This is a genomic window from Caballeronia eucalypticola (genome assembly GCF_047608185.1).
Lineage (GTDB): Bacteria > Pseudomonadota > Gammaproteobacteria > Burkholderiales > Burkholderiaceae > Caballeronia.
This window is the reverse complement of sequence record NZ_JBLKRU010000006.1, coordinates 14,756-38,796: the sequence shown is the minus strand read 5'-3', so window position 1 is coordinate 38,796 and position 24,041 is coordinate 14,756. Positions and strand designations below refer to the sequence as shown.

Here is a 24,041-nt window from a genome sequence, read left to right as displayed (position 1 = left end):
GAAGGAGCACTGCTTCTTCCGTTTTCTTTTGGAGGGAGTCCATGTCCTACCACTGGAATTGGGGCGTTTTCCTAAGCCCTGTCTCGACCGGCGAGCCCACCACCTATCTCGGCTGGCTCATTTCCGGTTTCTGGGTGACCGTTACCGTGTCGCTCGCGTCCTGGATCGTGGCGCTCGTCGTCGGCTCGTTGTTCGGCATTCTTCGCACTGTGCCGAACCGCAAGCTGGCTGCCATCGGCACGGTGTATGTCGCCATCTTTCGTAATATCCCGCTGCTTGTGCAATTCTTCATCTGGTATCTCGTGATACCGGAATTGCTGCCGCCATCCATTGGTAACTGGTTCAAGCAGTTGCCGCCGAACGCGCAGTTCTATTCATCATCCATCATCTGCCTCGGGTTGTTCACCGGAGCACGCGTGTGCGAGCAAGTGCGCTCGGGCATTGCGGCCTTGCCGCGCGGACAGCGCGCCGCCGGTCTCGCCATGGGTTTCACCGAATGGCAGACCTACCGGTACATTTTGATGCCGGTTGCGTATCGCATCATCGTGCCGCCGCTCACGTCGGAATTTTTGAACGTGTTCAAGAACTCGGCGGTGGCGTCGACCATCGGTTTGCTCGAATTATCGGCGCAGGCACGGCAGCTCGTCGATTACACCGCGCAGTCGTATGAGTCGTTTATCGCCGTGACGCTTGCCTACATGCTGATCAATCTGATCGTCATGCAACTCATGAAAGTGGTCGAAGCCAAGACTCGGCTGCCCGGCTACATTGGAGGCAAGTGATGCATCATTTCAATTGGAGCAGTGTGCTGAGCTCGCTGCCTACGCTCTGGACCGGCGCCATCATCACGTTCAAGATCACGCTGCTCGCGCTCGTGTTCGGCATTCTCTGGGGCACCGTGCTGGCGCTGTTGCGCCTCTCGGGAATCAAGCCGCTCGAATGGTTCGCGAAGGGCTATGTCACGCTGTTCCGTTCGATTCCGCTCGTGATGGTGCTGCTGTGGTTCTTTTTGATCGTGCCGCAATTCCTGCAGAATGTGCTGGGGTTATCGCCGGAAATCGATATCCGTTTAGCCTCCGCCATGGTCGCGTTCTCGTTGTTTGAGGCCGCGTATTATTCGGAGATCATCCGTGCCGGCATTCAGGCAGTGTCGCGCGGGCAGGTGAACGCGGCGTTCGCGCTCGGCATGACGTACACGCAGTCCATGAGGCTGATCGTGCTGCCGCAGGCGTTTCGCGCCATGGTGCCGCTGCTGCTCACGCAGGCTATCGTGTTGTTCCAGGATACGTCGCTGGTGTATGTGATCAGCCTCGCGGACTTTTTCCGCACGGCAACGAATGTGGGCGATCGCGACGGTACGACCGTCGAAATGGTGTTGTTCGCCGGCGCTTGTTATTTCGTGGTGTGCCTGGTCGCATCCGGTCTCGTCAAAAGTCTTCAGAAAAAGGTCGCTCGATGATCTCACTCAAGAATGTTTCGAAATGGTATGGCCCGTTTCAAGTGCTCACCGATTGCACGACGGAAGTCAAAAAAGGCGAAGTAGTGGTGGTGTGCGGTCCGTCGGGCTCGGGTAAGTCGACGCTGATCAAGACCGTGAACGGACTCGAGCCGTTCCAGAAGGGCGAGATCACGATCAATGGTCAATCGATCGGCGACAAGAAGACCAACCTGTCGAAGCTGCGCGCGAAAGTCGGCATGGTGTTCCAGCACTTCGAACTGTTTCCGCATCTGACGATCGTGCAGAACCTGACGCTCGCGCAGATCAAGGTGCTGGGACGCTCGAAGGACGAAGCAACGGCGAAGGGATTGAAGCTGCTGGAGCGCGTGGGACTTTCCACGCAAGCCGATAAATTCCCCGGTCAGCTCTCCGGCGGGCAGCAGCAACGGGTGGCGATTGCGCGGGCGTTATCGATGGACCCGATTGCCATGCTCTTCGATGAACCCACGTCCGCGCTCGATCCGGAAATGATCAACGAAGTGCTCGACGTAATGGTCGAACTGGCGCAGGAAGGCATGACCATGATGTGCGTCACGCACGAAATGGGCTTTGCGAAGAAGGTCGCGCATCGCGTGATCTTCATGGACAAGGGCTTCATTGTGGAAGACGACAAGAAGGACGCGTTCTTCGAGAATCCAAAGTCGGATCGGGCGAAAGACTTCTTGGCGAAGATCTTGCACTGATTGCTTGACGCGGGTTTTGGTTCGGTTAGCGCTGCCTGACCGGCTAACCCGCCGCGTTGTTTCCATTGTTTTCAAGAAGCACGCGACGAAAAAATGGCCGTTCCGGCGTGAGCTGGAAAGGCCATTTTTTTTGTCTTCGTAGTCCAGCGTCACTCGCTGGTTGACGCTGCTTTCGTGTTGTCTTGTGTCACTGCATCGGGCGCATTTTTCTTCAGCGATTCAATCCCGGCATCTCTCGCCGCTGCGCTGCTGTACGCCTCGCTGACGCCAATAATTTCGTGATTGCCAGCCTTCAGGTTGAAATAAGGCGCGCCGCTTTTATCCGTCTTGCGCTCGTACCTTTCGTCGATCAGCGCATTTGCCTTGACGGACGCAATCCCATGTTCGGCCGACGCACGCGTCACATACGTTTCGCTCTTGAGGATCGGTTCGCCGTTGGCTGCCCGCAGGTTGAAATAGAACTGGCCGTTGCGGGCACGGTCGATGACGAATTTTCCTGACATTGCATGAGCTCCCTGGAGAGTGGAACAAGCGTGAGTTCAGGTGATCCTTCTGCCGCGAAACTACTCTCGATTCATTCGATACCTAGTTCGGTCTCCACATCCGCCGTCGTCTCGATAGTCTCAACCCGCAGCACCGATTCAACGCAAACCTTGCACAGCGGCTCGCGCGCTTTCTCCGCGACATCCGCCGGCACCGGCACATTGACCGTCTTGAGCAACGCGCCGTGCTGGAACAAAGCGAGATCGCCGGGTGCGAAGCGCGTCCAGATTTCGTCGTCGGTAAGCGGCGACGTGGCGATCACCGCGACGCGATCTTCCGGCGTGGTGTATTTCGCGAAATCGATCGACATGTCGGCGTCGATCAAATGCGCCGTGGAGAACGGCCAACTGCGCACGAGGTAATACAGATGCGTGGAGCAATGCGTGAACAGCGCCTGGCCGTTCGACATCAGGAAATTGAATACGCCGAATTGCGTAATTTCGCGCGTGAGCCGCTCAAGCGCCGCGAACAGTTCGTCCAGCGGCGGCTGGCAGCCCGGGAATTCGCGTCGCAGGCCTTGCAGCAAGGCGCAGAATGCCAGCTCGCTGTCCGTGGTGCCGACCGGTTGATATTGTCCGCTCAGGCAGGGCTTGTAGTCTTGCAGGTCACCGTTGTGCGCGAAAATCCAGTGCCGTCCCCACAACTCGCGCATGAACGGATGGCAGTTTTCCAGCAGGATGTGCCCTTGCGTCGCCTTGCGGATATGCGCAATTGTGTTCTTCGATTTAATCGGATATCGCTTCACCATTTCGGCGAGCGGTGAACTGGCCGACGACTGGTGATCGATGAAAAGGCGGCACGCCTTGTCCTCGAAGAACGCAATGCCCCAGCCGTCCGCGTGATGGTCGGTAACGCCGCCACGCGCCGCGAAACCGGTGAACGAGAAGGTCACGTCCGTTGGTTCCGCGCAGTTCATTCCGAGAAGTTGGCACATTGCTGAGGCTGCAGACAGACTGGGTGAATGGAGCTAACCGTTACAATACGGCTTAACCAAAGCATAGCACCGACGAAACCGCCAAAAAATCGCGGCTTCCGACTGTAGATGGCATCGTTGTGGAATTTCCACGGTACGCGTCAGCTGGCGGGAGAAAAACTGACCGATTGGGATGGGTGCTTTGCTGTCAGCTTCATTAAGCGCGCATTCTCGGCGCATGATTCAGTGATTCGTTCGCGCCGCGTGCCGGTGCCTCATTCACGCTTGCGTTTCCCGTCCGTGTTCATGCTTTTTGGTTTCGCGGCCGTCACTGTCCCTGCGTTTCCGTCATCCGATTATTTTCATCGCCATCACGCCAATGTCCGCTTCCACGCCTGCTTCCGCCTCTACCATTGACTCCGTTGACTCGATCACGCTTGCGCGTCCCGACGATTGGCATTTGCACGTACGCGACGGCGCGGTGCTTGCGGCCGTGCTGCCGCATACGGCACGGCAGTTCGGCCGCGCGATCATCATGCCGAACCTGCGACCGCCGGTGACAACGACCGACATGGCGGCAGCGTATCGCGGGCGTATTCTGGCGGCGTTGCCCACAGACGGCCCGGGTGCGCGTTTCGAGCCGTTGATGACGCTTTATCTCACCGACAACACGCCGCCCGACGAAATTCGCCGCGCCCGCGAGAGCGGTTTTGTCCATGGCGTGAAGCTTTATCCGGCGGGCGCAACGACCAATTCGGATGCAGGCGTGACGAGCATCGCGAAGTGCGCGAAAACGCTGGAAGCGATGCAAAAGCATGACTTGCCGCTGCTCGTGCACGGTGAAGTGACAGACCCGGCTATCGATATGTTCGATCGCGAGAAGGTGTTTATCGATCGGGTGATGACGCCGTTGCGCAGCGATTTTCCCGCGCTGAAGGTCGTGTTCGAGCACATCACGACGAAAGACGCTGCTGATTACGTCCGCGATGCCGACGGCCCGACCGGCGCCACGCTGACCGCGCATCATCTGCTGTACAACCGCAATGCATTGTTTGTGGGCGGAATCCGGCCGCATTACTACTGCTTGCCGGTGCTCAAGCGCGAGACGCATCGGGTGGCGCTGCTCGCTGCGGCGACCTCGGGCAATCCGCGTTTTTTCCTCGGCACCGACAGCGCGCCGCATGCGAAGGGCTTGAAGGAGCACGCGTGCGGATGTGCCGGTTGCTACACGGCGCTGCACGCGCTGGAGCTCTACACGCAAGCGTTCGATCAAGCCGGCGCGCTTGATCGCCTTGAAGGTTTCGCGAGTTTCCACGGCGCAGACTTTTATGGTTTGCCGCGCTCGAAAGAGAGCGTGACGCTGCGTCGCGAACCCTGGACGCTCCCAGCGGAATTCATGGCGGGCGATGATGAAATCGTGCCGCTGGGCGGCGGTGAATCGATTGGCTGGCGCATGGAGTGACGGTTGCCGGGGCACGCTCGGGGCTTTGAGCGAAACCCCGTGCCTCTTGAGCTACTCGTATGTCCGATCGTGAAAATTCACTGAAGCCTGACAACGCGGAAACGGCATCGCCGTCAACCGATACCCTCGCCGCGCAGCGCTTTATGGATATCGATTGGTCAAGTCCGTGGCTTGCGCCGCTAGCCGAACGTGGCGAGCGCTGGCGTCGGGCCGCGCTCACTAGCTACTCAGCCTATCTGTCGACTCTTAACGTCGATGCACACGCCGACTCGCGCGTGACCGGACGTGGCGAGCCGCTTTCGTTCATCGCTCAGGACAAACTGCCGACGGGTGCCTCGTACGAAGGGCATATTGCCGAGACGGGCTGCGTGCCCACGCGCTACAACTTGCACGATTTCTTCAATGGCTCAATGTGGTTCCAGTATCCGCGCATCAAGGCGGCGTTGAACGCCCGTCAGGCTGCGGAAATCGATGTGTTCGGCATCGGTCCCACAAGAGGCGCAGCGCGTGATGCCCTGACGCTCTTCGATGAAAACGCGATCCTCGTTGCCTGTGCAGACGCTTCGCTGGCCGCAGCACTTCGAGCCTTCGAATGGCGCACGTTGCTGGTCGACCAACGCGCCGCCTGGGGCTTTCGATGCGAGGCGCGCATCTTCGGCCACGCGCTTTTGGAAAAGCTGGTTGCGCCTTACAAGGCATGCACGGGACACGCCTGGATCGTGGAAGTAGAGCCCGCTTATTTCTCCGCCACCGATACCGGCCGCCGCGCGATCCTCGACCACGCAGTAGCTGAACAGCTTAAGAACGAAGCCATTTCCAGCCGATGCTTCACGCCGCTACCGGTGCTGGGCGTGCCGGGCTGGTGGCCTGCAAACGAAGCCGCGTCTTTCTACGATGACCCTCAGGTCTTTCGATCCGGCCGCCGGTTGCGGGCTTAGCATGTGCAAGTGCCCAACCGTGAGGCCGCGGCACCCCCCATGCTAAAATCATCGGCGCAAAGTAGGCCAGGCAGTCGCGGCTGATCCGGTTTCGGCCGGAGAGGGCGAGGAAAGTCCGGACTCCACCAGGCAGGGTGATGGCTAACGGCCATCCGTGGCGACACGCGGAACAGGGCAACAGAAAGCAAACCGCCGATGGCCCCGGGCGCAAGTTCGGGGATCAGGTAAGGGTGAAACGGTGCGGTAAGAGCGCACCGCGGCTGCTGCAAGGCAGACCGGCAAGGTAACCTCCACCCGGAGCAATTCCAAATAGGCAGGCGCGCATCCTCGTGATGCAGGACGGTGCCTCCGTCTCGTCTGCGGGTAGGGAGCTTGAGCGCGCCAGTAATGGCGCGACTAGAGGAATGGCTGCCACGCGCGTTACGCTTTCGGGCGTGAGGCGTGCACAGAATCCGGCTTATCGGCCTGCTTTGTGAGATTCAAAAAGAAAGCCGGCGTCGGTGATGACGTCGGCTTTTTTTCGTCCTGCATTTCTTCGAGCGCGGAATCAGCTCGCGACGATATCGAAGGAATGGGTCAATTCAGCCGTCTTCGCCAGCATGATCGACGCCGAGCAGTATTTGTCGTGCGAGAGGGTGATTGCGCGTTCGACCGTCGCGGGATTCAGGTTCTTGCCTGTCACCGTGAAGTGGAAGTGGATCTTCGTGAAGATCTTCGGATCTTCGCTTGCGCGTTCGGCCTTGAGCGTTACGGAGCAACCCACGACTTCCTGACGGCTTTTCTTCAGGATCATCACGACGTCGTACGCGGTGCAGCCGCCCGTGCCGAGCAAGACCATTTCCATTGGCCGCGGCGAAAGGTTGCGGCCGCCGCCTTCGGGCGCGCCATCCATTGTGACCAGGTGGCCGCTGCCCGTTTCCGCGGCAAACGCCATTCCGTCCTGCCCCATCCAGCTAACTTTGCATTCCATGAGAAAACTCCAATGCGAGAAGACGCTTGTCTACTCGTCTTGATTGTAGCGTTTTAGCTGATTGTAGGAATCGCAGCGATGTCATCAATTGCGCCAGCGACACGGCATTGCTGCGTTGCAATACATTAGACGAATTAGCGATTTCCCTGCTGAAAATAAGGTGTTTCGAGTGCGATTCGGGAGTGTAAGGGTTTTTGATTTTTAGATAAGTGATTGATTGTAAATAATAAATTGTAGTAATTTTTGCGCTTTCTTAATTTTACATTGTGAGATTCAATTCCATAATGCAAATTTACTTGCTTTGCACAAAAGCCCTTCATATACTTGCTCTGTCTCCTCCACCTCCTCCTAGGTGGATTCAGCCCGAGCCCAAGGTTCGGGCTTTTTTTCGTCTGCTTTAACGTGGGTTTTGGTCAGATCGAGCCCGGCGGGTCGCTCGCGAAGTTCCCCGCAATGTCATCGCTCAACGCTAAATCTGGGTGAATTCAACTGGCCGACAGGCAAATTTTGACTTCACATCGAAATTTCCCTTATAATTCAAAGTTCTCTATCCGCACCATGCCCGCGGGTGAGAACCAGGGAGAGCCCGCACGCGCCTCGATGCGCACTTTCATACAAGCGGGACAAAGCAGGGCAGAATTATTTTTTGGATCGATCATGAAGACGTTTTCCGCAAAAGCCCATGAGGTGACGCGTGAATGGTACGTGATTGACGCGACGGATAAGGTTCTCGGACGTGTCGCCAGTGAAGTGGCCGCCCGACTTCGCGGCAAGCACAAACCCGAGTTCACCCCGCACGTCGACACTGGCGATTTCATCGTCATCATCAACGCCAGCAAGTTGCGCGTCACGGGCAACAAGGGTACTGACAAGAAGTACTATCGTCACTCGGGCTATCCGGGCGGCATCTACGAAACGACGTTCAACAAGATGCAAGAACGCTTCCCGGGCCGCGCGTTCGAGAAGGCCGTTAAAGGCATGTTGCCGAAAGGTCCGCTCGGCTACGCGATGATCAAGAAGCTCAAGGTCTACGCTGGCGCAACGCATCCGCATACGGCTCAACAGCCTAAAGCGCTCGAGATCTAAAGGGAGCCCATATGATCGGTAATTGGAATTACGGTACGGGCCGCCGCAAGAGCGCCGTTGCTCGCGTGTTCATCAAGTCCGGTACGGGCGAGATCATTGTCAATGGCAAGCCCATTGCTGATTACTTCTCGCGCGAAACGTCGCTGATGATCGTGCGCCAGCCGCTCGAACTGACGAGCCACGCCACCACGTTCGACATCAAAGTCAACGTGAACGGCGGCGGCGAAACGGGTCAGGCCGGTGCAGTTCGCCACGGCATCACCCGCGCGCTGATGGACTACGACGCAACGCTGAAGCCCACGCTGTCGCAAGCTGGCTTCGTTACCCGCGATGCTCGTGAAGTTGAACGTAAGAAGGTTGGTTTCCACAAGGCACGTCGCAGGAAACAATTCTCGAAGCGTTAAGCTGTTTGGCGGTTTCGTCGTTTTTGCGGCGAAATGGCTCGAAAAGCCGCCTGCGTGTATGCGCTGGCGGCTTTTTTCGTGGCTTTCGTGGCGGATGCTCAACAGATTGCAGCAGTCTTTTGGCGATGTTCCAAGCAGCCACGGCAATTTCGGGATAGTGTGGACCGATAGCCTATTGATTACATGGGCTTCCAGCACGATATTGAGATCAGCCCTACAATAGTCCCTAGAAGCTTTTTTGGAGAGTTCGAATGAACGCTGTCACCGATACCCCCACGACCGAAATGCCGTTGCCGTTTGTTTTCACCGACGCAGCAGCTGACAAGGTCAAGCAACTGATCGACGAAGAAGGTAATCCGGAATTGAAGCTGCGTGTGTTCGTGCAAGGCGGCGGCTGTTCGGGTTTCCAGTATGGCTTTACGTTTGACGAAGCCATCAACGAAGACGACACCGTGATGGACAAAGCTGGCGTACAGCTCCTGATCGATTCAATGAGCTATCAATACCTCGTCGGCGCTGAGATTGACTACAAAGACGATTTGAACGGGGCGCAGTTCGTGATCAAGAATCCGAATGCAACCAGCACCTGCGGTTGCGGCTCGTCGTTCTCGGCTTGATTGTGATTAGTTGAATCGACTGCGCGGCGAAATGATGTTGTGAAACGGAGCCTTCGGGCTCCGTTTTTGTTTTGTGCAGCCTCAGGCCTCAACGAGACCTCACGAGACTTCAACGCGGATAAATCGCCCCTAGGACCCGTTCCCCGGCGGCGCCTGTCACCGTTGAGACATTACCCGGCTTACGGGCCACGCAGCGCATTGCAAGCCATGCGAATGCCAATGCTTCCACCTGCTGTGGCGGCACGCCGAGCGCTTCAGTGGTCATCAGGCGGACACCCGCCACGCCGCTCTCTCCAAGCGCCTGCTGGATAGCCTGCATCAACACCGGATTACGGGCGCCGCCGCCGCAAACATAGACCGCGCGGCAATCGGAAGCATGCCGCTCGATCTCTCTCGCCACGGTGATGGCAGTCAACGCGACAAGCGTGGCCTGTACATCTTCGGGCGATAGCGTTTCAAAACCGACGAGCTTGGTATCGAGCCACGCGGGGTTAAACAGATCCCGGCCGGTGCTTTTGGGTGGCTGCTGTTCGAAGAACGGTTCGTTGAGCAGCGTGTTCAGCAGCGGGCGATGCACCTGGCCTCGTGCCGCGAAATGACCGCCTTCGTCGAAGGGGCGTTTCAGATGCCGGTGCGCCCATTCGTCCAGCAATGCGTTCGCGGGTCCGCAATCGAAGCCATGAACACTGCCGTTGGCCGAGAGAATGGTGATATTGCTGATGCCGCCCAGATTGCAGACCACGCGCGTCTCGTTCTTGCTGCTGAAAATGGTCGCGTGAAAGGCCGGGACGAGCGGCGCGCCTTGGCCTCCGGCGGCGACATCGCGGCTGCGGAAGTCGGCAACTATATCGACGTTGGTCATTTCTGCGAGCAGCGCGGGATTGTTGATTTGCCGCGTGTAACCCTTTTCCGGCCTGTGACGCACGGTCTGCCCGTGTACGCCGATCGCGCGGACTTTTGCGGACGAATAGCCGCTCATGCTTGCCAGTTCGTGGCAACACACGGCGTAACGCGTGGCCAGCGCGTTGGCTGCAAGGGCTTCGCGTTCCAGTTCGTTGTCGCCAGGGGTCTGAAGGGCGAAGAGCGCGTCGCGCAGGCCTTGCGAGAATCCGACATGGGCCTCTCCGAGCACAACGGGCGGCTTACCGGCGGTGAACTGGACGGCAATGCCATCCACGCCATCCATGCTCGTACCCGACATCAGCCCAAAGTACACGCCGTCCGCCATATCGCCTGTTTCCATCGCCTCGGTCCGTCGCGCCACGTTGCTCTCCTGTTCGATGCGGGTTCACCGATGACCGGGTTTTAGCAGCCATCGATGCAATTCTTACGGCCAAAGCGGCCGCGATGGACCGATTATCCACGCATCGATGCCGCGCGTTAAGCCGTTGGCCATTCGGTCACGTTTCGCGCGTTGTATTCGGCTTCCCGGCGTCCGAAACATGGCCGAATGGCCAACGCGCGGGGAAAATGGGGCGAAGGAAGTCGACATCACGTAAAATCCGTTGCCTGAACAAGCGAATGCCGCGCGTTTTTTCCGTGTCCGAACGTGAGCATGGACGAATCTCGAAACAGCGGCTGTTGCCCGATTGGCGCCTGTTAGCGCCCCGAATAAATCACCCGAAAAGTTGCAAGCATGACCACTGAACCGAACGACGCTCCGGCTTCGGCTGCGAAAACCTTGCCCCTCACCGACGAAGTGCAGGCGGCTCTTGCCATCGCGAAACGGGGCTGTGACGAGCTACTGATTGAAGCCGAGTTCGCACAGAAGCTGGCTCGAAGCGCCGCAAGTGGCAAGCCGCTGCGTATCAAGCTTGGGCTCGATCCGACCGCGCCCGATATTCACATCGGCCATACGGTTGTCCTGAACAAAATGCGTCAGTTGCAGGACCTTGGCCACACGGTGATCTTCCTGATCGGCGACTTCACGTCGCTGATTGGCGATCCGTCAGGGCGTAACGCCACGCGGCCGCCGTTGACGCGTGAGCGGATCGAAGAGAACGCGAAGACTTATTTCGAGCAGGCTGCGCTCGTGCTCGATCGTGAAAAGACCGAGATGCGTTACAACAGCGAGTGGTCCATGCCGCTCGGCGCCGACGGCATGATCAAGCTCGCGTCGCGCTATACGGTCGCGCGGATCCTTGAGCGCGAGGATTTCACGAAGCGCTACCAGGGTGGAATGCCTATTTCGATTCATGAGTTGCTGTATCCGCTCATGCAAGGCTACGACTCGGTTGCGCTGAATGCCGATCTCGAACTCGGCGGCACGGACCAGAAGTTCAACCTGCTGGTTGGCCGTGAATTGCAAAAGCAATACGGCCAGGAGCAGCAATGCATCTTGACCATGCCGCTGCTGGAAGGGCTGGACGGCGTCGAGAAGATGTCGAAGTCGAAGCACAACTACATCGGCATTAGCGAGAAGCCCTCAGACATGTTCGGCAAGCTGATGAGCATCTCTGACACGCTCATGTGGCGCTACTTCGAATTGCTGTCGTTTAGAAGCATGGAAGAGATTGCGCGTTTCAAAAGCGAAGCCGAGGGTGGTCGCAACCCGCGGGATTTCAAGGTGCTGCTGGGGCAGGAGATCGTTACGCGTTTCCATTCGCCGGCTGACGCTGAGCGGGCGCTGGAAGACTTTAACCATCGTGCGAAGGGCGGTGTGCCGGACGAAATTCCGTCGGTGACGCTCAATGGCGCTCCGCTCGCGATCGGGCAACTGCTGAAGCAAGCCGGGCTGGTGCCTTCGACCAGCGAAGCGCTGCGCAATATCGAACAGGGTGGCGTGAAGATCGACGGCGCGATCGTGTCGGACAAGGGCTTGAAGATCGAAGCGGGCGAGTTTGTGGTGCAGGTCGGCAAGCGCCGCTTCGCGCGCGTCACGCTGGCAGCGTAAGCGCGTGATCGCACTCATTCAGCGTGTCTTGCGAGCTGACGTTCGTGTGGGCGACCGCGTGACGGGTGCGATCGATGCCGGCTTGCTGGCGCTTGTGTGCGCGGAGCGAGGCGACACGCCCGCAGTCGCCGACAAGCTCCTGGCGAAGATGCTGGCGTATCGGGTTTTTAGCGATGCCGCCGGCAAAATGAATCTGCCGGTGCGGGACATAGATGGCGCCGGGCGCGCGGGCGGCGTGTTGCTGGTATCGCAATTCACCCTCGCCGCCGATACCTCCAGCGGGCTGCGGCCAAGCTTCACACCGGCTGCGCCGCCAGAAGAAGGCCGCAAGCTGTTTGATTACTTCGTTTCGCAAGCACGCGCCGCGCATCCCATTATCGAAACGGGCGAGTTCGGCGCGGATATGCAAGTGTCGCTGGTCAACGACGGGCCCGTCACGTTCTGGCTACAAGTTCGTCCCTGAGACGTCTTTGAGATGTCCCCGGGACGTCCCCTGAGTTTTGTCACTGCACCCGTCGTTCCAGGGGCATCTTCCGGAATTTCACGTATCTCATGACCACGCAAGTTCTCTTCATCAGGCACGGCGAAACCGACTGGAATCGCATCAAGCGTATTCAGGGGCACATTGATATTCCGCTGGCTTCAAGTGGCATGGTGCAAGCAGGGCAACTGGCGCAGCGTCTCTTACAGGAGTCGAAAGCCGGCGCCCAGCTGGACGCCATCTATTGCAGCGATCTGCTGCGCGCTCAGCAAACGGCCCAACCCTTTGCAGATGCGCTTGGTTTGACGCTGAACTTGAACGCAGGTCTGCGCGAGCGTTTATACGGTGACTTTCAAGGTCACAGCAGCGATGAGATCCGGGGGAAGTATCCCGAGGAATACGCGATCTGGCAGAGCCACAATCCGGACTTCTCGCCGCCCGCAGGTGAATCGCAACGAGCATTCTCACAACGTGTGCTGAACGCTGTCGAGCCGATCGCGGCCGCGCATCCGGACGGACGCATTGCCGTTGTTGCCCACGGAGGGGTGCTGGATTGCATTTACCGGTTCGTGCGCGGCGTGCCGCTCGACGCGCCACGCGACTGGCCGCTGCTGAATTCCAGTATTAATGTAGTGGACTTTGAGAACGGTCAAACGAAGATCGTGTCCTGGGGCGATGTCGCGCATCTTTCGTCCCCCGGCAGCGACGACGACCTCAAGGAAGTCCCGCGCTAGAGCAAATCAGGCTTCATCGCCGCGCGGCGACGGGCTCGTTTGGACACGCCATTGTTCAGCGCCCAACGTATCAACGGCGCAATCATCTTGATGCCTGGCCGCGTCCACGCGCGACGTAGCGTCGAGAGTGCGCTGAATCCGAGCATCGATTGCGCCCAGTCAGGCAGCAGGTCCACACCCGCGTTCAGGATTAGCGCGCTGGCGGGTTTCATCGCGACACTCGGCGTTGGTGCGTTCATCAGCACCTTCAGCACTTCCCGGGTACGGTCGCTTGCTTCCAGCTGTGGCTGCATTAACGCCAGATAATTGTCGATCTCCGCGCAACTCTTCGGCACATTGGTCGCGCCGAGCATCTCGGCTATGGTCGACGTCTCCGCGTAATAGCGATCCTGTGCCTCGCGGGAAAGCAACGGGTTCACATATCGCAAATGCGCTTTCAGGAAACTCGATACTTCCGCGACGTGAACCCACCTCAGCAACTCGGGATCGCTTGCACGATATGGCCGTCCGTCGGGGGCCGTGCCCGTCACGGAGAGGTGAATCTGCTTTACACGTTCGATGAGCGCAAGCGCGTCATGCTTATTGCCGTAGGTCGTACCCGCGATAAACGTGGCCGTGCGGCGCAGGCGTCCGAGAATATCGGTGCGAAAGGTGGAATGGTCCCAGACGCCCGCGAGCGCTATTGGGTGAAGGGCTTGAAGCAGCAGGGCGCTGACGCCGCCGGTCATCATGGACGTGAAGTCGGCGTGGACTTTCCAGCAAATTGCGTCCGGTCCGAACAGTCCCGGGTCGCCCGGCGGCGACGAATAATCCAGCGATGGCCCACTGCCGGTAGTCAGGCTCGTGACGCCGTTGGCAAGTCGGGAGCGCACTCGCTTGACTAACGAGCCGGCGAAACCGGATGAATCGTCAGGGCGCGGACTGGCTTGATCGGACATCGCTTCGGCTATCCAAGGGGCTATTACGCTGACGCCGCTGGCTCAGCTATCTGTGTTGGCATCCCACAGTTCGCGGACCGGGCCGGCGTCGGGAGCGGCTAGCCCAAAGTGGCGATACGTGAGTAACGTGGCAACGCGCCCGCGCGGCGTGCGCTGTAAATATCCCTGCTGAATCAAATAGGGTTCCAGCACGTCTTCAATGGTGTCGCGTTCTTCGCCGATAGCTGCTGCCAGATTGTCGACGCCGACCGGACCGCCATCGAATTTGTGCAGGATGGCTTCCAGTAGTTTCCGGTCCATCAGGTCGAAGCCGACCGGATCGACGTCGAGCATCTTCAACGCGGCATCGGCGACGTCGGCTGTGATGTTGCCGTCCGCTCTTACTTCAGCGTAATCACGTACGCGCCGCAATAACCGGTTCGCAATGCGCGGTGTGCCACGCGCCCGCTTCGCAATTTCCAACGCCCCTTCCGGGACAATATCCGCCTTCAGCAGCGACGCCGAGCGCGTGACAATCCGCGCCAGTTCGCTAGCGGTGTAGAACTCCAGCCGCGACACAATGCCGAAGCGATCGCGTAACGGATTGGTCAGCATGCCAGCCCGCGTGGTCGCGCCAACCAGCGTGAACGGCTGCAAATCCAGCTTGACGCTGCGTGCCGCGGGACCTTCACCGATCATGATGTCGATCTGATAATCCTCGAGCGCCGGATACAGAATTTCTTCGACGACCGGCGACAGCCGGTGGATTTCGTCGATGAAAAGCACATCGTTCTTCTCAAGATTGGTCAGCAGCGCGGCGAGGTCGCCGGCGCGTTCCAGGACCGGTCCCGACGTCTGCCGCAGATTAACGCCCATCTCCCGCGCGATGATATGCGCCAGCGTGGTCTTGCCGAGACCCGGCGGCCCGAACAACAGAACGTGATCGAGCGCCTCGGAGCGCCGCCGCGCGGCCTCGATAAAAATCTGGAGCTGATCGCGGATCTTCTCCTGCCCGACGTATTCATCGAGATCGCGCGGCCGCAGCGCGCGCTCGAACACTTCCTCGTTCGGCGAGACGGGAGTAGCCGAAATGATGCGTTCGGCAGCGAGTTTGTCGGTTTCTATCATGCGTCGATTGTACCGCGTGGCTCGAACACGAAAAGCTGGCCGATCGGCCGACTGTTGGCCGGATCAGCCGCGTGAGAGACTGGCCTGACTAGCTCTTGGAGAGCGCTTTCAGGGCCAGCTTGATGCCTTCCGAGACGCCCGTGCCGGCCGGAACATTCTTGACCGACATCAGCGCTTCTTTTTCGGAGTAACCCAGTGACAGCAATGCATTCAGGATATCGCTCGCGTGATCGGGGCCGCTCACCGTGCCCGTTGCCGTGCCCAGATCCGCGCCAAGCTTGCCCTTCAGTTCGAGCAGCAGGCGCTCGGCCGTCTTCTTGCCAATGCCGGGCGTGCGCGTCAGCCGCGCGGCGTCCTGCATCGTCACGGCCTGCGCGAGTTCCTGAACGCTCATGCCGGACAGAACAGCGAGCGCCATGCGTGCACCAATGCCACTGATCTTGAGCAGTTCACGGAAGGTCGTGCGCTCCTGTTGCGTACCGAAGCCGTACAGCAAATGCGCGTCTTCACGAACGATCAACTGAGTCAGCAACACGATCCTTTCGCCGCTGTTCGGCAGGTTGTAGAAGGTGCTCATGGGTACGGCGATCTCGTAGCCTACGCCGCCGCAATCAACGAGCAAGTACGGTGGGTTTTTTTCCAGCAAAACGCCTGCAATGCGACCAATCATGGTGAGGAACTTGTAGTGGAGTTAGCCGACGAGGCGGCCGCGCCGTACGCGCAGGCCCTTTTTAGCCAGCGATGGTGCGATCTCGCCGAGCGCAGTCATCGCGCCGCCTGCGTGCGCGTGGCAGATGGCCATGCCGAGCGCATCGGCGGCGTCGGTGCCCGGCACCCCCGTGAGCGCGAGCAAGCGCACGACCATTTGCTGCATTTGTTCTTTCGTTGCGCGGCCGTAGCCCACCACGGCTTGCTTCAACTGCAGCGCCGTGTATTCGGCGACGGGCACGCCGCTCGCGACCAGGCCGCAGATTGCAGCGCCGCGCGCCTGGCCGAGCAGCAGCGTGGATTGCGGATTAACGTTGACGAACACTTTTTCGATCGCGGACTGGTCGGGCGCGTGTTGCCGGACCAGTGTCGAGATACCTTCGAAGATCGTGTGGAGACGCGACGGCAAATCGGCGTCGGCGGTCTTGATGACGCCGCTCGTCACATAGGTCAGCGTTTGACCGGTCTTGTCGATAACGCCGAACCCCGTCACGCGCAGGCCCGGGTCAATACCGAGAATTCTCATGGAGTGCCGTTGGAACGTAGTGCTTGCGATACTAACAGCGCGGCGCAAAAAGTAAAAAGCCCGGTGCGCCTGCCGGCTACCGGGCTCTCCGAAGGTAAAGCGTGCTTAGTGCCGGAAGTGACGCGTTCCGGTCAGGACCATCGCAATGTTGTGCTCGTCCGCAGCGGCAATCACTTCGTCATCGCGCATGGAACCGCCCGGCTGGATGACACAGGTCGCGCCAGCGTTGACCACCACGTCGAGGCCGTCGCGGAACGGGAAAAACGCGTCCGATGCCACCGCCGATCCGGCCAGCGACAAGCCAGCGTTCTGCGCCTTGATACTGGCAATGCGCGCCGAATCCACGCGGCTCATCTGGCCCGCGCCCACGCCGATCGTCATGCCGCCGCCGCAGAACACAATGGCGTTCGACTTCACGTACTTGGCAACACGCCACGCGAACAGCAGGTCGTCCATTTCCTTCGGCGTCGGGTGACGCTTCGTGACCACGCGCAATTCGTGCGGCTGGACGTTCTTCGAGTCCAGCGACTGCACGAGCAAGCCGCCGCCAACGCGCTTCAGATCGAATGCATTATGCCCGTCACCGAGATCGAGCTTCAGCAGACGCACGTTCTGCTTCGCCGCGAAAATCTGCTTGGCTGCGTCGCTGAACGAGGGCGCCATTAGCACTTCCACGAACTGCTTGGCAACAGCTTGCGCCGCCGCTTTATCCACTTCACGATTGAACGCGATGATGCCGCCGAACGCCGACGTAGGATCGGTCTGGAACGCTTTCGAATACGCTTCGTGTGCGTCCGCGCCAATCGCCACGCCGCACGGATTCGCGTGCTTGATGATCACGCAGGCGGGCACGTCGAAGGTCTTCACGCATTCCCACGCAGCGTCGGAGTCGGCAATGTTGTTGTACGACAGTTCCTTGCCCTGCAGTTGCTCGTAGTTCGCGAGCGCGCCGGCCGGTGTGGTGAGATCGCGATAGAACGCCGCGCTTTGATGCGGATTCTCGCCGTATCGCAGATCCTGCACCTTGGTGAACGCGAGGTTGAACGTCGACGGATACGTGTTGCGGCTCTTGTGCTGCAACTCGTCGGTCAGGCTCGTCAGGTAGTTCGTGATCGCGCCATCGTATTGCGCCGTGTGGGCAAACACCTTGGTGGCGAGCTTGAAGTTCGTCGCGTAGCTGACGGTGTTTTTCGCCGAGCGCATTTCGTCGAGAACGATCGCGTAATCCGCGGGATCGACAATCACCGTCACGTCACGATGATTTTTCGCCGCCGAACGCAACATGGTCGGGCCGCCAATATCGATATTTTCGATCGCGTCTTCCAGCGAGCATTCTTCTTTCGACACCGTCTGCACGAACGGATACAGGTTCACGACAAGCAGGTCGATAGTCGGAATGTCGTGCTGTTCGAGCGCGGCCATGTGTTCCGGCAGATCGCGGCGCGCGAGGATGCCGCCGTGAACCTTCGGGTGCAGCGTTTTCACGCGGCCGTCGAGCATCTCCGGGAAACCGGTGTAGTCGGCGACTTCGGTGACAGGCAGACCGGCATCGGCCAGGAGTTTCGCGGTGCCGCCGGTCGAGAGCAGGCTAACGCCTAACTCCGACAGCGATTTCGCAAATTCGACGATGCCAGACTTGTCGGAAACGGAAAGGAGCGCTTGCTTGATCATGATGGGAACGGCGGGAGCCGGTAGGGGAGTCGAGGGGAATCAGGAATTCGAGTCGACCGCCGTACGCCGCGACGGTCCGGGTGGTACATCAATAAGACAACTGCGTTAAATCAGTCCGTGCTGTTGCAGCTTCTTGCGCAGCGTGTTGCGGTTGATGCCCAGATATTCCGCCGCGAGCGATTGATTGCCCTCGGCTTGCTTCAGCACAACTTCCAGCATCGGCTTTTCGACGCACGAAATCACCATTTCGTAGACGTCGTGCGGTTTCGACCCGTCCAGGTCCTGGAAATAATTGTCCAGGCTCTGGCGGACGCATTGTTCTATGTTGTGTCTGCTCATGCGGCTAGTCGGTCTGTGTGGTTCTGCCCGTCGCACGATTCTTCAGCTTCGTCGTTGCCGCCGCGGTCGCCGTCCCCGCCGAGTTCTTCGACATAGACGAGACGGTCGGACAACGCCTTTTGGGCGTCGAAGAATTCGTTCACGGCGAGCAATTGTTCGCGTGTGGAATCCAGCGTGTTCATCCGATGTCTGAACGTGTTGGCGCCGGAAAGGCCGCGAGTGTACCAGCCGATGTGCTTGCGCGCTGTACGAACGCCCGTGAATTCGCCATAGAAATCATAGTGATCTTCGAGATGCTCATTCATCAGTTGCTGGATCTCGTCGATACGCGGCGCCGGCAAATATTCGCCGGTTGCCAGGAAGTGTTCGATCTCCCGGAAGAGCCACGGGCGCCCCTGCGCGGCGCGGCCGATCATGATTGCATCCGCACCGGTAATGGCCAGAACGTGGCGCGCTTTTTCCGGCGTGGCGATGTCGCCGTTGGCCACCACCGGAATACGTACGGACGCTTTGACGGCTGCAATGGTCTCGTATTCCGCGTCGCCCTTGTAGAGATCGGCGCGCGTGCGGCCATGCACGGTCAGCATGGAAATACCCGCGTCTTGCGCAATGCGCGCAATGTTCAGCGCATTTTTGTTCTCGCGATTCCAGCCTGTGCGGATCTTCAACGTGACGGGCACGGAGTCCGGGCCCACGCCGACTGCGTTCACCACCGCCTGCACGATCTGCGCGACCAGCGCTTCGTTTTGCAGCAATGCCGACCCAGCCGCCACATTGCAGACTTTCTTGGCTGGGCAGCCCATGTTGATGTCGATAATCTGCGCGCCGTTCGCCACGTTGTGACGCGCGGCTTCGGCGAGCATTTTCGGATCGGCACCGGCGATTTGCACGGAAATAGGCTCGACTTCGCCGGTGTGATTCGCGCGACGGAGCGTTTTCTCGCTTTTCCAGAGTTGCGCATTCGACGCGACCATTTCGGACACCGCGTAACCGGCTCCCATGCGTTTGCACAACTGCCGGAACGGGCGGTCCGTCACCCCGGCCATGGGGGCGACAAACAAGTTGTTGCGCAAAATGTGGGGGCCGATGGCCGGTGTGGAAATAGGCATGAAACTCGCGGTGTTCCCGGATAAAGGGATGCAAAAGCGCTTAAGGAAACGGCTATTTTAACGCGAACGCGCTGGGCCAATTAAGTCCAATCGACGCGCAAGTTGTTAAATCTTCTATGAATCTCGCGAACGTAATAGAGGAAAAGCTACAACTATCGACAGATGAATGCAGTGCACTGAACGCATGTTTGATGTGGTCAGCGCGTTAGGCCGAGTCGGATCTCATGCAAGGCGCGTCGGAGAAACAGTGGAGCGTAAGTGCCTGACGCGTGTCCATCGTGAGCAGCTTAGGAGAATCTGCGCGGCGCGGCATCCATAACTAAAAATGCTGCTCTCCGCACTCGCTCGAAGTCAGCGCCGTTGCCCGAACATCATCTGTCGCGCCAGCACGGTTTTAACCGACGGGACGAGCTCAAGCCCGCTCAAAGCCAACCCGCGCATCGCGGCGAGTGGGGGGAAATCGACGGTGAAAAGACGCGCGAGCGTATCGGTTGCGCCAATCGTCATGCGCCGGTCCAATGCGCGCCGTTGCGCAAAGAGACTCAACGCGACGGTAGTCGGGCCATTCGTCGATAACGCGTCGCACAACGCGTGCGCATCACGCAGACCCAGATTGAGTCCTTGCCCTGCAACGGGATGCAGCGTTTGCGCAGCGTTTCCGATAGCGACCGTGCGCCGGTCGACCAGTGCATTCAACGCATTCAGGCCGAGCGGGAACATTGCCCGTCCGGTGATGCGCGTGAAGCGGCCCATGCGCTCACCGAACGCGGAGCCGAGTTCAGCGAGGAATCCGGCGTCGGGGAGTTGCGAGCGCCGCGCCGCCTCTTCAGGGTCACAGCACCAGACGAGCGCGTAGTCTGCCTGGCGCGCGCCGCCGCTTGGCAGCAGCGCGATCGGTCCTTCGGGCGTGAAGCGTTCCCACGCGACGCCTGGTTGCGGCGCCGATACGCTCACCGTTCCGACAATAGCCGTCTGGCCATAATCGCGCGTGTTCTTGACGTCGGCGGAAAGGGGGGGCGAAGCATCCGCTTCCTTGTACAACCCGCCTTCGGCATTTACCAGAATGCGCGCGCGGATCGTGCGGTCGCCGGTGGCCGAATGAATCGGGAGCGTGACGCCATCATGGTCGTGCAAAGGTGTTGATGCCGTGGTTTCCGTGAACCAATGCACGCTGGTTTTGCTGACCGCTTGCGCGAGCGTTGCAACCAGCGAGCCATAACGCACGACGTAGCCGAGCGCGGGCAGGCCGTGTTCATCGTGATCGATGAGCGTGCGGCCGAACTGGCCGCGCTGCGAGACGTGAATGCGTTTGATCGGCGTGGCATCGGCGGGAAAACCGAGCGATGACTCGAGCATCGCGCGACTGCCATGCGACACCGCGATGGCGCGCGGATCGGAGGACGCCGCGTCAGGCGCGCGCGAATCGATCAACGCTATCGACAAGCGCGACGTCGCGCTCCGTTTCGCCAGCCAGCCGGCGAGCGCGAGCCCGACCGGACCTGCACCGACGATGGCGATATCGAAGTGATAATCGGCTGGCGGCGCGTGGCCGATAGTTTCCGCGGTTTCAATTTGCATCGGGTGTTTGCGCGTCGCGCATCAGGGCTTCGATTTCGTCGGCATCGACGGGCACTTCGCGTGTCATCAACTCACAACCATTCGCGTTGACGATCGCGTCATCCTCTATCCGGATACCGATATCTGCATACCGTTCCGGCACGTCCTCGGCCGCGCGAATATACAGACCCGGTTCGATGGTCAGCGTCATGCCCGCCTTCAACGTGCGCCACGCGCGCGCGCCCTGATCGTCGAGTTGCGCGTGGGCGTCGCGATAATCGCCGGCATCGTGCACGTCCATGCCGAGCCAGTGACTCGTCCGATGCATGTAGAAACGCTGATAAGCCCGCTCGGCGATGACATCGTCCACGGTGGCAAACTTGTTGCGGTCAATGATCCCCGTGTCCAGCAAACCCTGCGCCAATACGCGAACGGCGGCTTCGTGCGGCGCGTCGAAACTGACGCCTTCGCGGGTGGCATCGACGGCGGCATATTGCGCGCCCAGCACGATGTCGTAGATTTCCCTTTGCGCCGATGTGAACCGACCGCTGGCCGGAAACGTACGCGTGATGTCGGATGCGTAGCCGTCGAGCTCGCACGCGGCGTCGATCAGGATCAGGTCGCCCTCGCGCACGATCGTGTTGCCGGCCGGATAGTGCAGCGTGCACGCATTCGCGCCGGCCGCGACGATCGTGCCGTACGCGGGCGCTTGCGCGCCGCGTCGGCAGAACGTGTAGAGCAACTCGGCTTCAATTTCGTATTCGTGCATGCCGGGGCGGCAGGTTTGCATCGCGCGGCGGTGCGCTTGGGCCGAGATCGTGCCCGCGCGCCGCATGATCTCGAGTTCGTGCGCGTCCTTGATGAGGCGCATTTCGTCGAGCACCGGCAGCAGATCGATTGCTTTCGTCGGCGCTTTCACGCCGATCCGGCTCTGTGCCCGAACCGCCGCGAGCCAGCCGCGAACCTGCTCGTCGAGCTCGCCGGAACTGCCGAGCGCGTAGTGCAGCGCGGGGTTATCGGCGAGGAGGCGGGGCATTTCCGTATCGAGCTGATCGATGGGGAACGCTGCGTCAAAACCGAACGCGAGACGCGCGCCTACCGGGCCGTATCGGAAACCTTCCCACGTTTCGCGTTCGACGTTTTTCTCGCGGCAGAACAGGATGGCGGCGGGGTCAGCTGCGTCAGCGCTGGCGTTGAGGACCAGCGTTGCTTCCGGTTCCGTGAAGCCCGTCAGGTAATAGAAATAGCTGTCGTGGCGGAACGGGTAATCGGCGTCGCGGTTGCGCATGACTTCGCGCGCCGTCGGAACGATTGCCACGCCGCCGCCCGATTCCCGCAGCGCCGCGAGGACGCGGTCACGGCGGCTGCGGTAGACGTCGACGGCTAATAAGGATTGGGCTTCAGTCGATGAGTTCATTCAGCGATTGTAGCGCCGCCTCCGCCCGGCTTCACTCCTTCGATTCGGGCGCTTGATCGGCGGCGGGTTCCGCTGCGGCCGGGCGATTGCGCACGCTGCCGGCAATCATGTCGAAGCGGAACAGCCGGCATTCGAGCGCGCCGTTGAACAGCGGCGTTTTCGTCGATTCACGCAGCCGCAGCATGCCCGGCAGTTTTCGATCCGATGTCAGCACGTACGCGCGCCAACCCGGAAACTGCTGTTTCATCGCGTTGCCGAAGGAGATGAAAAACTCCTGGTCGGCGGGGTCCGGCTGCGCGCGGATGAATGCGTCCTCGTCTTCGTCGTGACCGCGATTCTTCGGTTCGCGAAGCTCGCCGCGCGGGCCGCGTCCGCGTACTTCGATCCGTTCGCCGTACGGCGGATTCGCGACCAGGATGCCGGGGGTGTCCGACGGTGGCGTCATGTGGCGCGCATCGAGTTGTTTCAACGACAACTCCGGCAAACCCGCGCGTTCCAGATTCGAGTACGCCTTGTCGAGCATGTCGCCGGAAATGTCGCTGCCGTAGATCTGGATATCCTCACGCGATGATGCCGCGGCGCGTTTGGCATCGACGGCTGCGCCTTTCAGCTTTTGCCACGCGTTCACGTCATATTGCTTCAGCTTTTCGAAGCCGAAACTGCGGTCAACGCCCGGTGCGATGTTCAGCGCGACTTGCGCCGCTTCGGCGAGGAAGGTGCCGCTGCCGCACATCGGATCGTAAAGCGGCGTGCCCGGCGTCCAGCCGGTCAGGCGCAAGATTCCTGCGGCGAGGTTTTCACGCAAGGGGGCTGCGCCTTTATCCAGGCGCCAGCCGCGTTTGAAGAGCGGGTCGCCGGAGGTGTCGAGGTAGAGCGTGCATTCGTTCAGCGTGAGGAACGCGAAGACGCGGACGTCGGGTTGCGCTGTGTCGACGCTCGGACGGTTGCCGGTCAATTCGCGCAAGCGGTCGCAGACGGCGTCTTTCACGCGCAAGGTCGCGAATTCCAGGCTGCGTAACGGGGATTTGATCGCGGTGATGTCGACGCGAATGGTTTCGTTCGGCGAAAACCATTTTTCCCATTGCTGCTGGTATGCGAGTTCGTAGATGTCGTGTTCGCTGCGATACGGGCCTTGCGCCAGTTTCAGCAACACGCGGCTTGCGATGCGCGAATGCAGGTTGGCGGCCATGCCGGCGGCCCATGAGCCGCGGAAATGCACGCCGCCCGGGACTTCCTTGCCGGTTCTGAATTGCGAGCCCTCGATGTGCTTCGCTCCGATTTCGCTGAGTTCGGCCGCAAGCGGGGCCTCGAGACCGCGCGGGCAGGGGACAAACCAGTCGAAAAGGAAAGTAGTGGCCATGGGGCGGTGCTTTTTTGGGAATCAAAGGGGGATATTGTACGCGGGGGAGGGGAAGGGAACGGGCTATACGCTGGCGGGCACTACAGA

25 protein-coding genes and 1 other RNA gene are annotated in these 24,041 nt (G+C 59.9%); 12 read left to right on the top strand and 14 right to left on the bottom strand.

Annotated elements, in window-relative coordinates:
- The first annotated feature begins 41 nt into the window (after positions 1-41).
- Genes ACMX25_RS09355 through ACMX25_RS09345 form a run of 3 tightly spaced genes read left to right on the top strand, consistent with a single transcriptional unit; the run spans position 42 to position 2,181 of the window.
- Positions 42-782 carry an amino acid ABC transporter permease gene (locus tag ACMX25_RS09355; RefSeq protein ID WP_414949445.1) on the top strand — a complete coding sequence of 247 codons (741 nt, stop codon included), beginning with the start codon at positions 42-44 and terminating at the stop codon, positions 780-782.
- Positions 782-1,459, top strand: coding sequence for a glutamate/aspartate ABC transporter permease GltK (gltK, locus tag ACMX25_RS09350; protein WP_414949443.1), 678 nt, complete (start codon positions 782-784; stop codon positions 1,457-1,459). The genes ACMX25_RS09355 and gltK overlap by 1 nt, the downstream gene beginning before the upstream one ends.
- Complete coding sequence (locus tag ACMX25_RS09345) at positions 1,456-2,181, top strand: amino acid ABC transporter ATP-binding protein (RefSeq protein WP_414949441.1); 726 nt, start codon at positions 1,456-1,458, stop codon at positions 2,179-2,181. The genes gltK and ACMX25_RS09345 overlap by 4 nt, the downstream gene beginning before the upstream one ends.
- A 149-nt stretch (positions 2,182-2,330) precedes the next feature.
- On the opposite strand, the gene ACMX25_RS09340 is transcribed toward ACMX25_RS09345, so the two are convergent.
- Positions 2,331-2,684, bottom strand: a complete 354-nt coding sequence (locus ACMX25_RS09340; protein WP_414949440.1) for a YegP family protein — start codon at positions 2,682-2,684, stop codon at positions 2,331-2,333.
- A gap of 71 nt (positions 2,685-2,755) precedes the next feature.
- Positions 2,756-3,658: a class II glutamine amidotransferase gene (locus tag ACMX25_RS09335; RefSeq protein ID WP_414949438.1), complete on the bottom strand. Its 903-nt coding sequence runs from the start codon at positions 3,656-3,658 to the stop codon at positions 2,756-2,758.
- Between the two features lie 358 nt (positions 3,659-4,016).
- On the opposite strand from ACMX25_RS09335, the gene pyrC reads away from it, so the two are divergent.
- From pyrC to rnpB, 3 genes are all read left to right on the top strand, one after another.
- The gene (gene pyrC / locus ACMX25_RS09330) at positions 4,017-5,099 is read left to right on the top strand and encodes a dihydroorotase (RefSeq protein ID WP_414949437.1); all 1,083 of its coding nucleotides are present in this window, start codon (positions 4,017-4,019) and stop codon (positions 5,097-5,099) included.
- Between the two features lie 59 nt (positions 5,100-5,158).
- The gene (locus ACMX25_RS09325) at positions 5,159-6,037 is read left to right on the top strand and encodes a DUF3025 domain-containing protein (RefSeq protein ID WP_414949435.1); all 879 of its coding nucleotides are present in this window, start codon (positions 5,159-5,161) and stop codon (positions 6,035-6,037) included.
- Between the two features lie 58 nt (positions 6,038-6,095).
- Positions 6,096-6,513: RNase P RNA component class A (rnpB, locus tag ACMX25_RS09320), an RNA gene on the top strand.
- Positions 6,514-6,584: 71 nt separating this feature from the next.
- Here rnpB and ACMX25_RS09315 read toward each other — a convergent pair.
- Complete coding sequence (locus tag ACMX25_RS09315; RefSeq protein ID WP_414949434.1) at positions 6,585-7,007, bottom strand: OsmC family protein; 423 nt, start codon at positions 7,005-7,007, stop codon at positions 6,585-6,587.
- A gap of 657 nt (positions 7,008-7,664) precedes the next feature.
- On the opposite strand from ACMX25_RS09315, the gene rplM reads away from it, so the two are divergent.
- The 3 genes from rplM to erpA all read left to right on the top strand — a co-directional run bounded on the left by rplM (position 7,665) and on the right by erpA (position 9,114).
- Positions 7,665-8,093, top strand: a complete 429-nt coding sequence (gene rplM, locus ACMX25_RS09310) for a 50S ribosomal protein L13 (protein ID WP_031357525.1) — start codon at positions 7,665-7,667, stop codon at positions 8,091-8,093.
- A gap of 11 nt (positions 8,094-8,104) precedes the next feature.
- Complete coding sequence (gene rpsI, locus ACMX25_RS09305) at positions 8,105-8,497, top strand: 30S ribosomal protein S9 (protein ID WP_056355701.1); 393 nt, start codon at positions 8,105-8,107, stop codon at positions 8,495-8,497.
- 251 nt (positions 8,498-8,748) lie between these two features.
- A complete protein-coding gene (gene erpA, locus ACMX25_RS09300) occupies positions 8,749-9,114 on the top strand; it encodes an iron-sulfur cluster insertion protein ErpA (RefSeq protein ID WP_031357523.1) in 366 nt (121 codons plus the stop codon).
- 109 nt (positions 9,115-9,223) lie between these two features.
- Here the strand turns inward: erpA and ACMX25_RS09295 are convergent, their stop codons facing one another.
- Positions 9,224-10,357 (bottom strand): anhydro-N-acetylmuramic acid kinase, encoded by a 1,134-nt coding sequence (locus tag ACMX25_RS09295; RefSeq protein WP_414949672.1) that lies wholly within the window; start codon positions 10,355-10,357, stop codon positions 9,224-9,226.
- Between the two features lie 393 nt (positions 10,358-10,750).
- Here ACMX25_RS09295 and tyrS point away from each other — a divergent pair, with 393 nt between their 5' ends.
- The 3 genes from tyrS to ACMX25_RS09280 all read left to right on the top strand — a co-directional run bounded on the left by tyrS (position 10,751) and on the right by ACMX25_RS09280 (position 13,222).
- The gene (tyrS, locus tag ACMX25_RS09290; protein ID WP_414949433.1) at positions 10,751-12,007 is read left to right on the top strand and encodes a tyrosine--tRNA ligase; all 1,257 of its coding nucleotides are present in this window, start codon (positions 10,751-10,753) and stop codon (positions 12,005-12,007) included.
- 4 nt (positions 12,008-12,011) lie between these two features.
- The gene (gene dtd, locus ACMX25_RS09285; RefSeq protein WP_414949432.1) at positions 12,012-12,470 is read left to right on the top strand and encodes a D-aminoacyl-tRNA deacylase; all 459 of its coding nucleotides are present in this window, start codon (positions 12,012-12,014) and stop codon (positions 12,468-12,470) included.
- 89 nt (positions 12,471-12,559) lie between these two features.
- Entirely contained in the window at positions 12,560-13,222 is a 663-nt protein-coding gene (locus ACMX25_RS09280) for a histidine phosphatase family protein (protein WP_414949431.1), read from the top strand.
- On the opposite strand, the gene ACMX25_RS09275 is transcribed toward ACMX25_RS09280, so the two are convergent.
- From ACMX25_RS09275 to ACMX25_RS09230, 10 genes are all read right to left on the bottom strand, one after another.
- Positions 13,219-14,160: an oxygenase MpaB family protein gene (locus tag ACMX25_RS09275; protein WP_414949430.1), complete on the bottom strand. Its 942-nt coding sequence runs from the start codon at positions 14,158-14,160 to the stop codon at positions 13,219-13,221. The two genes, ACMX25_RS09280 and ACMX25_RS09275, sit on opposite strands and share 4 nt — an antisense overlap.
- 42 nt (positions 14,161-14,202) lie before the next feature.
- Positions 14,203-15,267, bottom strand: coding sequence for a Holliday junction branch migration DNA helicase RuvB (ruvB, locus tag ACMX25_RS09270; RefSeq protein ID WP_414949429.1), 1,065 nt, complete (start codon positions 15,265-15,267; stop codon positions 14,203-14,205).
- A gap of 88 nt (positions 15,268-15,355) precedes the next feature.
- Positions 15,356-15,937, bottom strand: coding sequence for a Holliday junction branch migration protein RuvA (ruvA, locus tag ACMX25_RS09265; RefSeq protein ID WP_414949427.1), 582 nt, complete (start codon positions 15,935-15,937; stop codon positions 15,356-15,358).
- 21 nt (positions 15,938-15,958) lie between these two features.
- Complete coding sequence (ruvC, locus tag ACMX25_RS09260) at positions 15,959-16,501, bottom strand: crossover junction endodeoxyribonuclease RuvC (RefSeq protein WP_031357515.1); 543 nt, start codon at positions 16,499-16,501, stop codon at positions 15,959-15,961.
- A 105-nt stretch (positions 16,502-16,606) separates the two neighbouring features.
- Positions 16,607-18,172, bottom strand: coding sequence for a bifunctional phosphoribosylaminoimidazolecarboxamide formyltransferase/IMP cyclohydrolase (gene purH / locus ACMX25_RS09255; protein WP_414949425.1), 1,566 nt, complete (start codon positions 18,170-18,172; stop codon positions 16,607-16,609).
- A gap of 105 nt (positions 18,173-18,277) precedes the next feature.
- Positions 18,278-18,511 carry a Fis family transcriptional regulator gene (locus ACMX25_RS09250; protein ID WP_414949424.1) on the bottom strand — a complete coding sequence of 78 codons (234 nt, stop codon included), beginning with the start codon at positions 18,509-18,511 and terminating at the stop codon, positions 18,278-18,280.
- Positions 18,508-19,620, bottom strand: a complete 1,113-nt coding sequence (gene dusB, locus ACMX25_RS09245) for a tRNA dihydrouridine synthase DusB (RefSeq protein WP_414949423.1) — start codon at positions 19,618-19,620, stop codon at positions 18,508-18,510. Before dusB ends, ACMX25_RS09250 begins: the two co-directional genes overlap by 4 nt.
- Before the next feature lie 351 nt (positions 19,621-19,971).
- Positions 19,972-21,198, bottom strand: a complete 1,227-nt coding sequence (locus tag ACMX25_RS09240; RefSeq protein ID WP_414949421.1) for a UbiH/UbiF/VisC/COQ6 family ubiquinone biosynthesis hydroxylase — start codon at positions 21,196-21,198, stop codon at positions 19,972-19,974.
- Positions 21,188-22,594 (bottom strand): aminopeptidase P N-terminal domain-containing protein, encoded by a 1,407-nt coding sequence (locus ACMX25_RS09235; protein ID WP_414949419.1) that lies wholly within the window; start codon positions 22,592-22,594, stop codon positions 21,188-21,190. Before ACMX25_RS09235 ends, ACMX25_RS09240 begins: the two co-directional genes overlap by 11 nt.
- A 31-nt stretch (positions 22,595-22,625) precedes the next feature.
- Positions 22,626-23,954 carry a THUMP domain-containing class I SAM-dependent RNA methyltransferase gene (locus tag ACMX25_RS09230; RefSeq protein WP_414949418.1) on the bottom strand — a complete coding sequence of 443 codons (1,329 nt, stop codon included), beginning with the start codon at positions 23,952-23,954 and terminating at the stop codon, positions 22,626-22,628.
- Positions 23,955-24,041: the final 87 nt, after the last annotated feature.

Coding starts and splice junctions, on each gene's coding strand:
- ACMX25_RS09355 (WP_414949445.1), top strand. CDS start 42: ATGTCCTACCACTGGAATTGGGGCGTTTTCCTAAGCCCTGTCTCGACC.
- gltK (WP_414949443.1), top strand. CDS start 782: ATGCATCATTTCAATTGGAGCAGTGTGCTGAGCTCGCTGCCTACGCTC.
- ACMX25_RS09345 (WP_414949441.1), top strand. CDS start 1,456: ATGATCTCACTCAAGAATGTTTCGAAATGGTATGGCCCGTTTCAAGTG.
- ACMX25_RS09340 (WP_414949440.1), bottom strand. CDS start 2,684: ATGTCAGGAAAATTCGTCATCGACCGTGCCCGCAACGGCCAGTTCTAT.
- ACMX25_RS09335 (WP_414949438.1), bottom strand. CDS start 3,658: ATGTGCCAACTTCTCGGAATGAACTGCGCGGAACCAACGGACGTGACC.
- pyrC (WP_414949437.1), top strand. CDS start 4,017: ATGTCCGCTTCCACGCCTGCTTCCGCCTCTACCATTGACTCCGTTGAC.
- ACMX25_RS09325 (WP_414949435.1), top strand. CDS start 5,159: ATGTCCGATCGTGAAAATTCACTGAAGCCTGACAACGCGGAAACGGCA.
- ACMX25_RS09315 (WP_414949434.1), bottom strand. CDS start 7,007: ATGGAATGCAAAGTTAGCTGGATGGGGCAGGACGGAATGGCGTTTGCC.
- rplM (WP_031357525.1), top strand. CDS start 7,665: ATGAAGACGTTTTCCGCAAAAGCCCATGAGGTGACGCGTGAATGGTAC.
- rpsI (WP_056355701.1), top strand. CDS start 8,105: ATGATCGGTAATTGGAATTACGGTACGGGCCGCCGCAAGAGCGCCGTT.
- erpA (WP_031357523.1), top strand. CDS start 8,749: ATGAACGCTGTCACCGATACCCCCACGACCGAAATGCCGTTGCCGTTT.
- ACMX25_RS09295 (WP_414949672.1), bottom strand. CDS start 10,357: ATGGAAACAGGCGATATGGCGGACGGCGTGTACTTTGGGCTGATGTCG.
- tyrS (WP_414949433.1), top strand. CDS start 10,751: ATGACCACTGAACCGAACGACGCTCCGGCTTCGGCTGCGAAAACCTTG.
- ACMX25_RS09280 (WP_414949431.1), top strand. CDS start 12,560: ATGACCACGCAAGTTCTCTTCATCAGGCACGGCGAAACCGACTGGAAT.
- ACMX25_RS09275 (WP_414949430.1), bottom strand. CDS start 14,160: ATGTCCGATCAAGCCAGTCCGCGCCCTGACGATTCATCCGGTTTCGCC.
- ruvB (WP_414949429.1), bottom strand. CDS start 15,267: ATGATAGAAACCGACAAACTCGCTGCCGAACGCATCATTTCGGCTACT.
- ruvA (WP_414949427.1), bottom strand. CDS start 15,937: ATGATTGGTCGCATTGCAGGCGTTTTGCTGGAAAAAAACCCACCGTAC.
- ruvC (WP_031357515.1), bottom strand. CDS start 16,501: ATGAGAATTCTCGGTATTGACCCGGGCCTGCGCGTGACGGGGTTCGGC.
- purH (WP_414949425.1), bottom strand. CDS start 18,172: ATGATCAAGCAAGCGCTCCTTTCCGTTTCCGACAAGTCTGGCATCGTC.
- ACMX25_RS09250 (WP_414949424.1), bottom strand. CDS start 18,511: ATGAGCAGACACAACATAGAACAATGCGTCCGCCAGAGCCTGGACAAT.
- dusB (WP_414949423.1), bottom strand. CDS start 19,620: ATGCCTATTTCCACACCGGCCATCGGCCCCCACATTTTGCGCAACAAC.
- ACMX25_RS09240 (WP_414949421.1), bottom strand. CDS start 21,198: ATGCAAATTGAAACCGCGGAAACTATCGGCCACGCGCCGCCAGCCGAT.
- ACMX25_RS09235 (WP_414949419.1), bottom strand. CDS start 22,594: ATGAACTCATCGACTGAAGCCCAATCCTTATTAGCCGTCGACGTCTAC.
- ACMX25_RS09230 (WP_414949418.1), bottom strand. CDS start 23,954: ATGGCCACTACTTTCCTTTTCGACTGGTTTGTCCCCTGCCCGCGCGGT.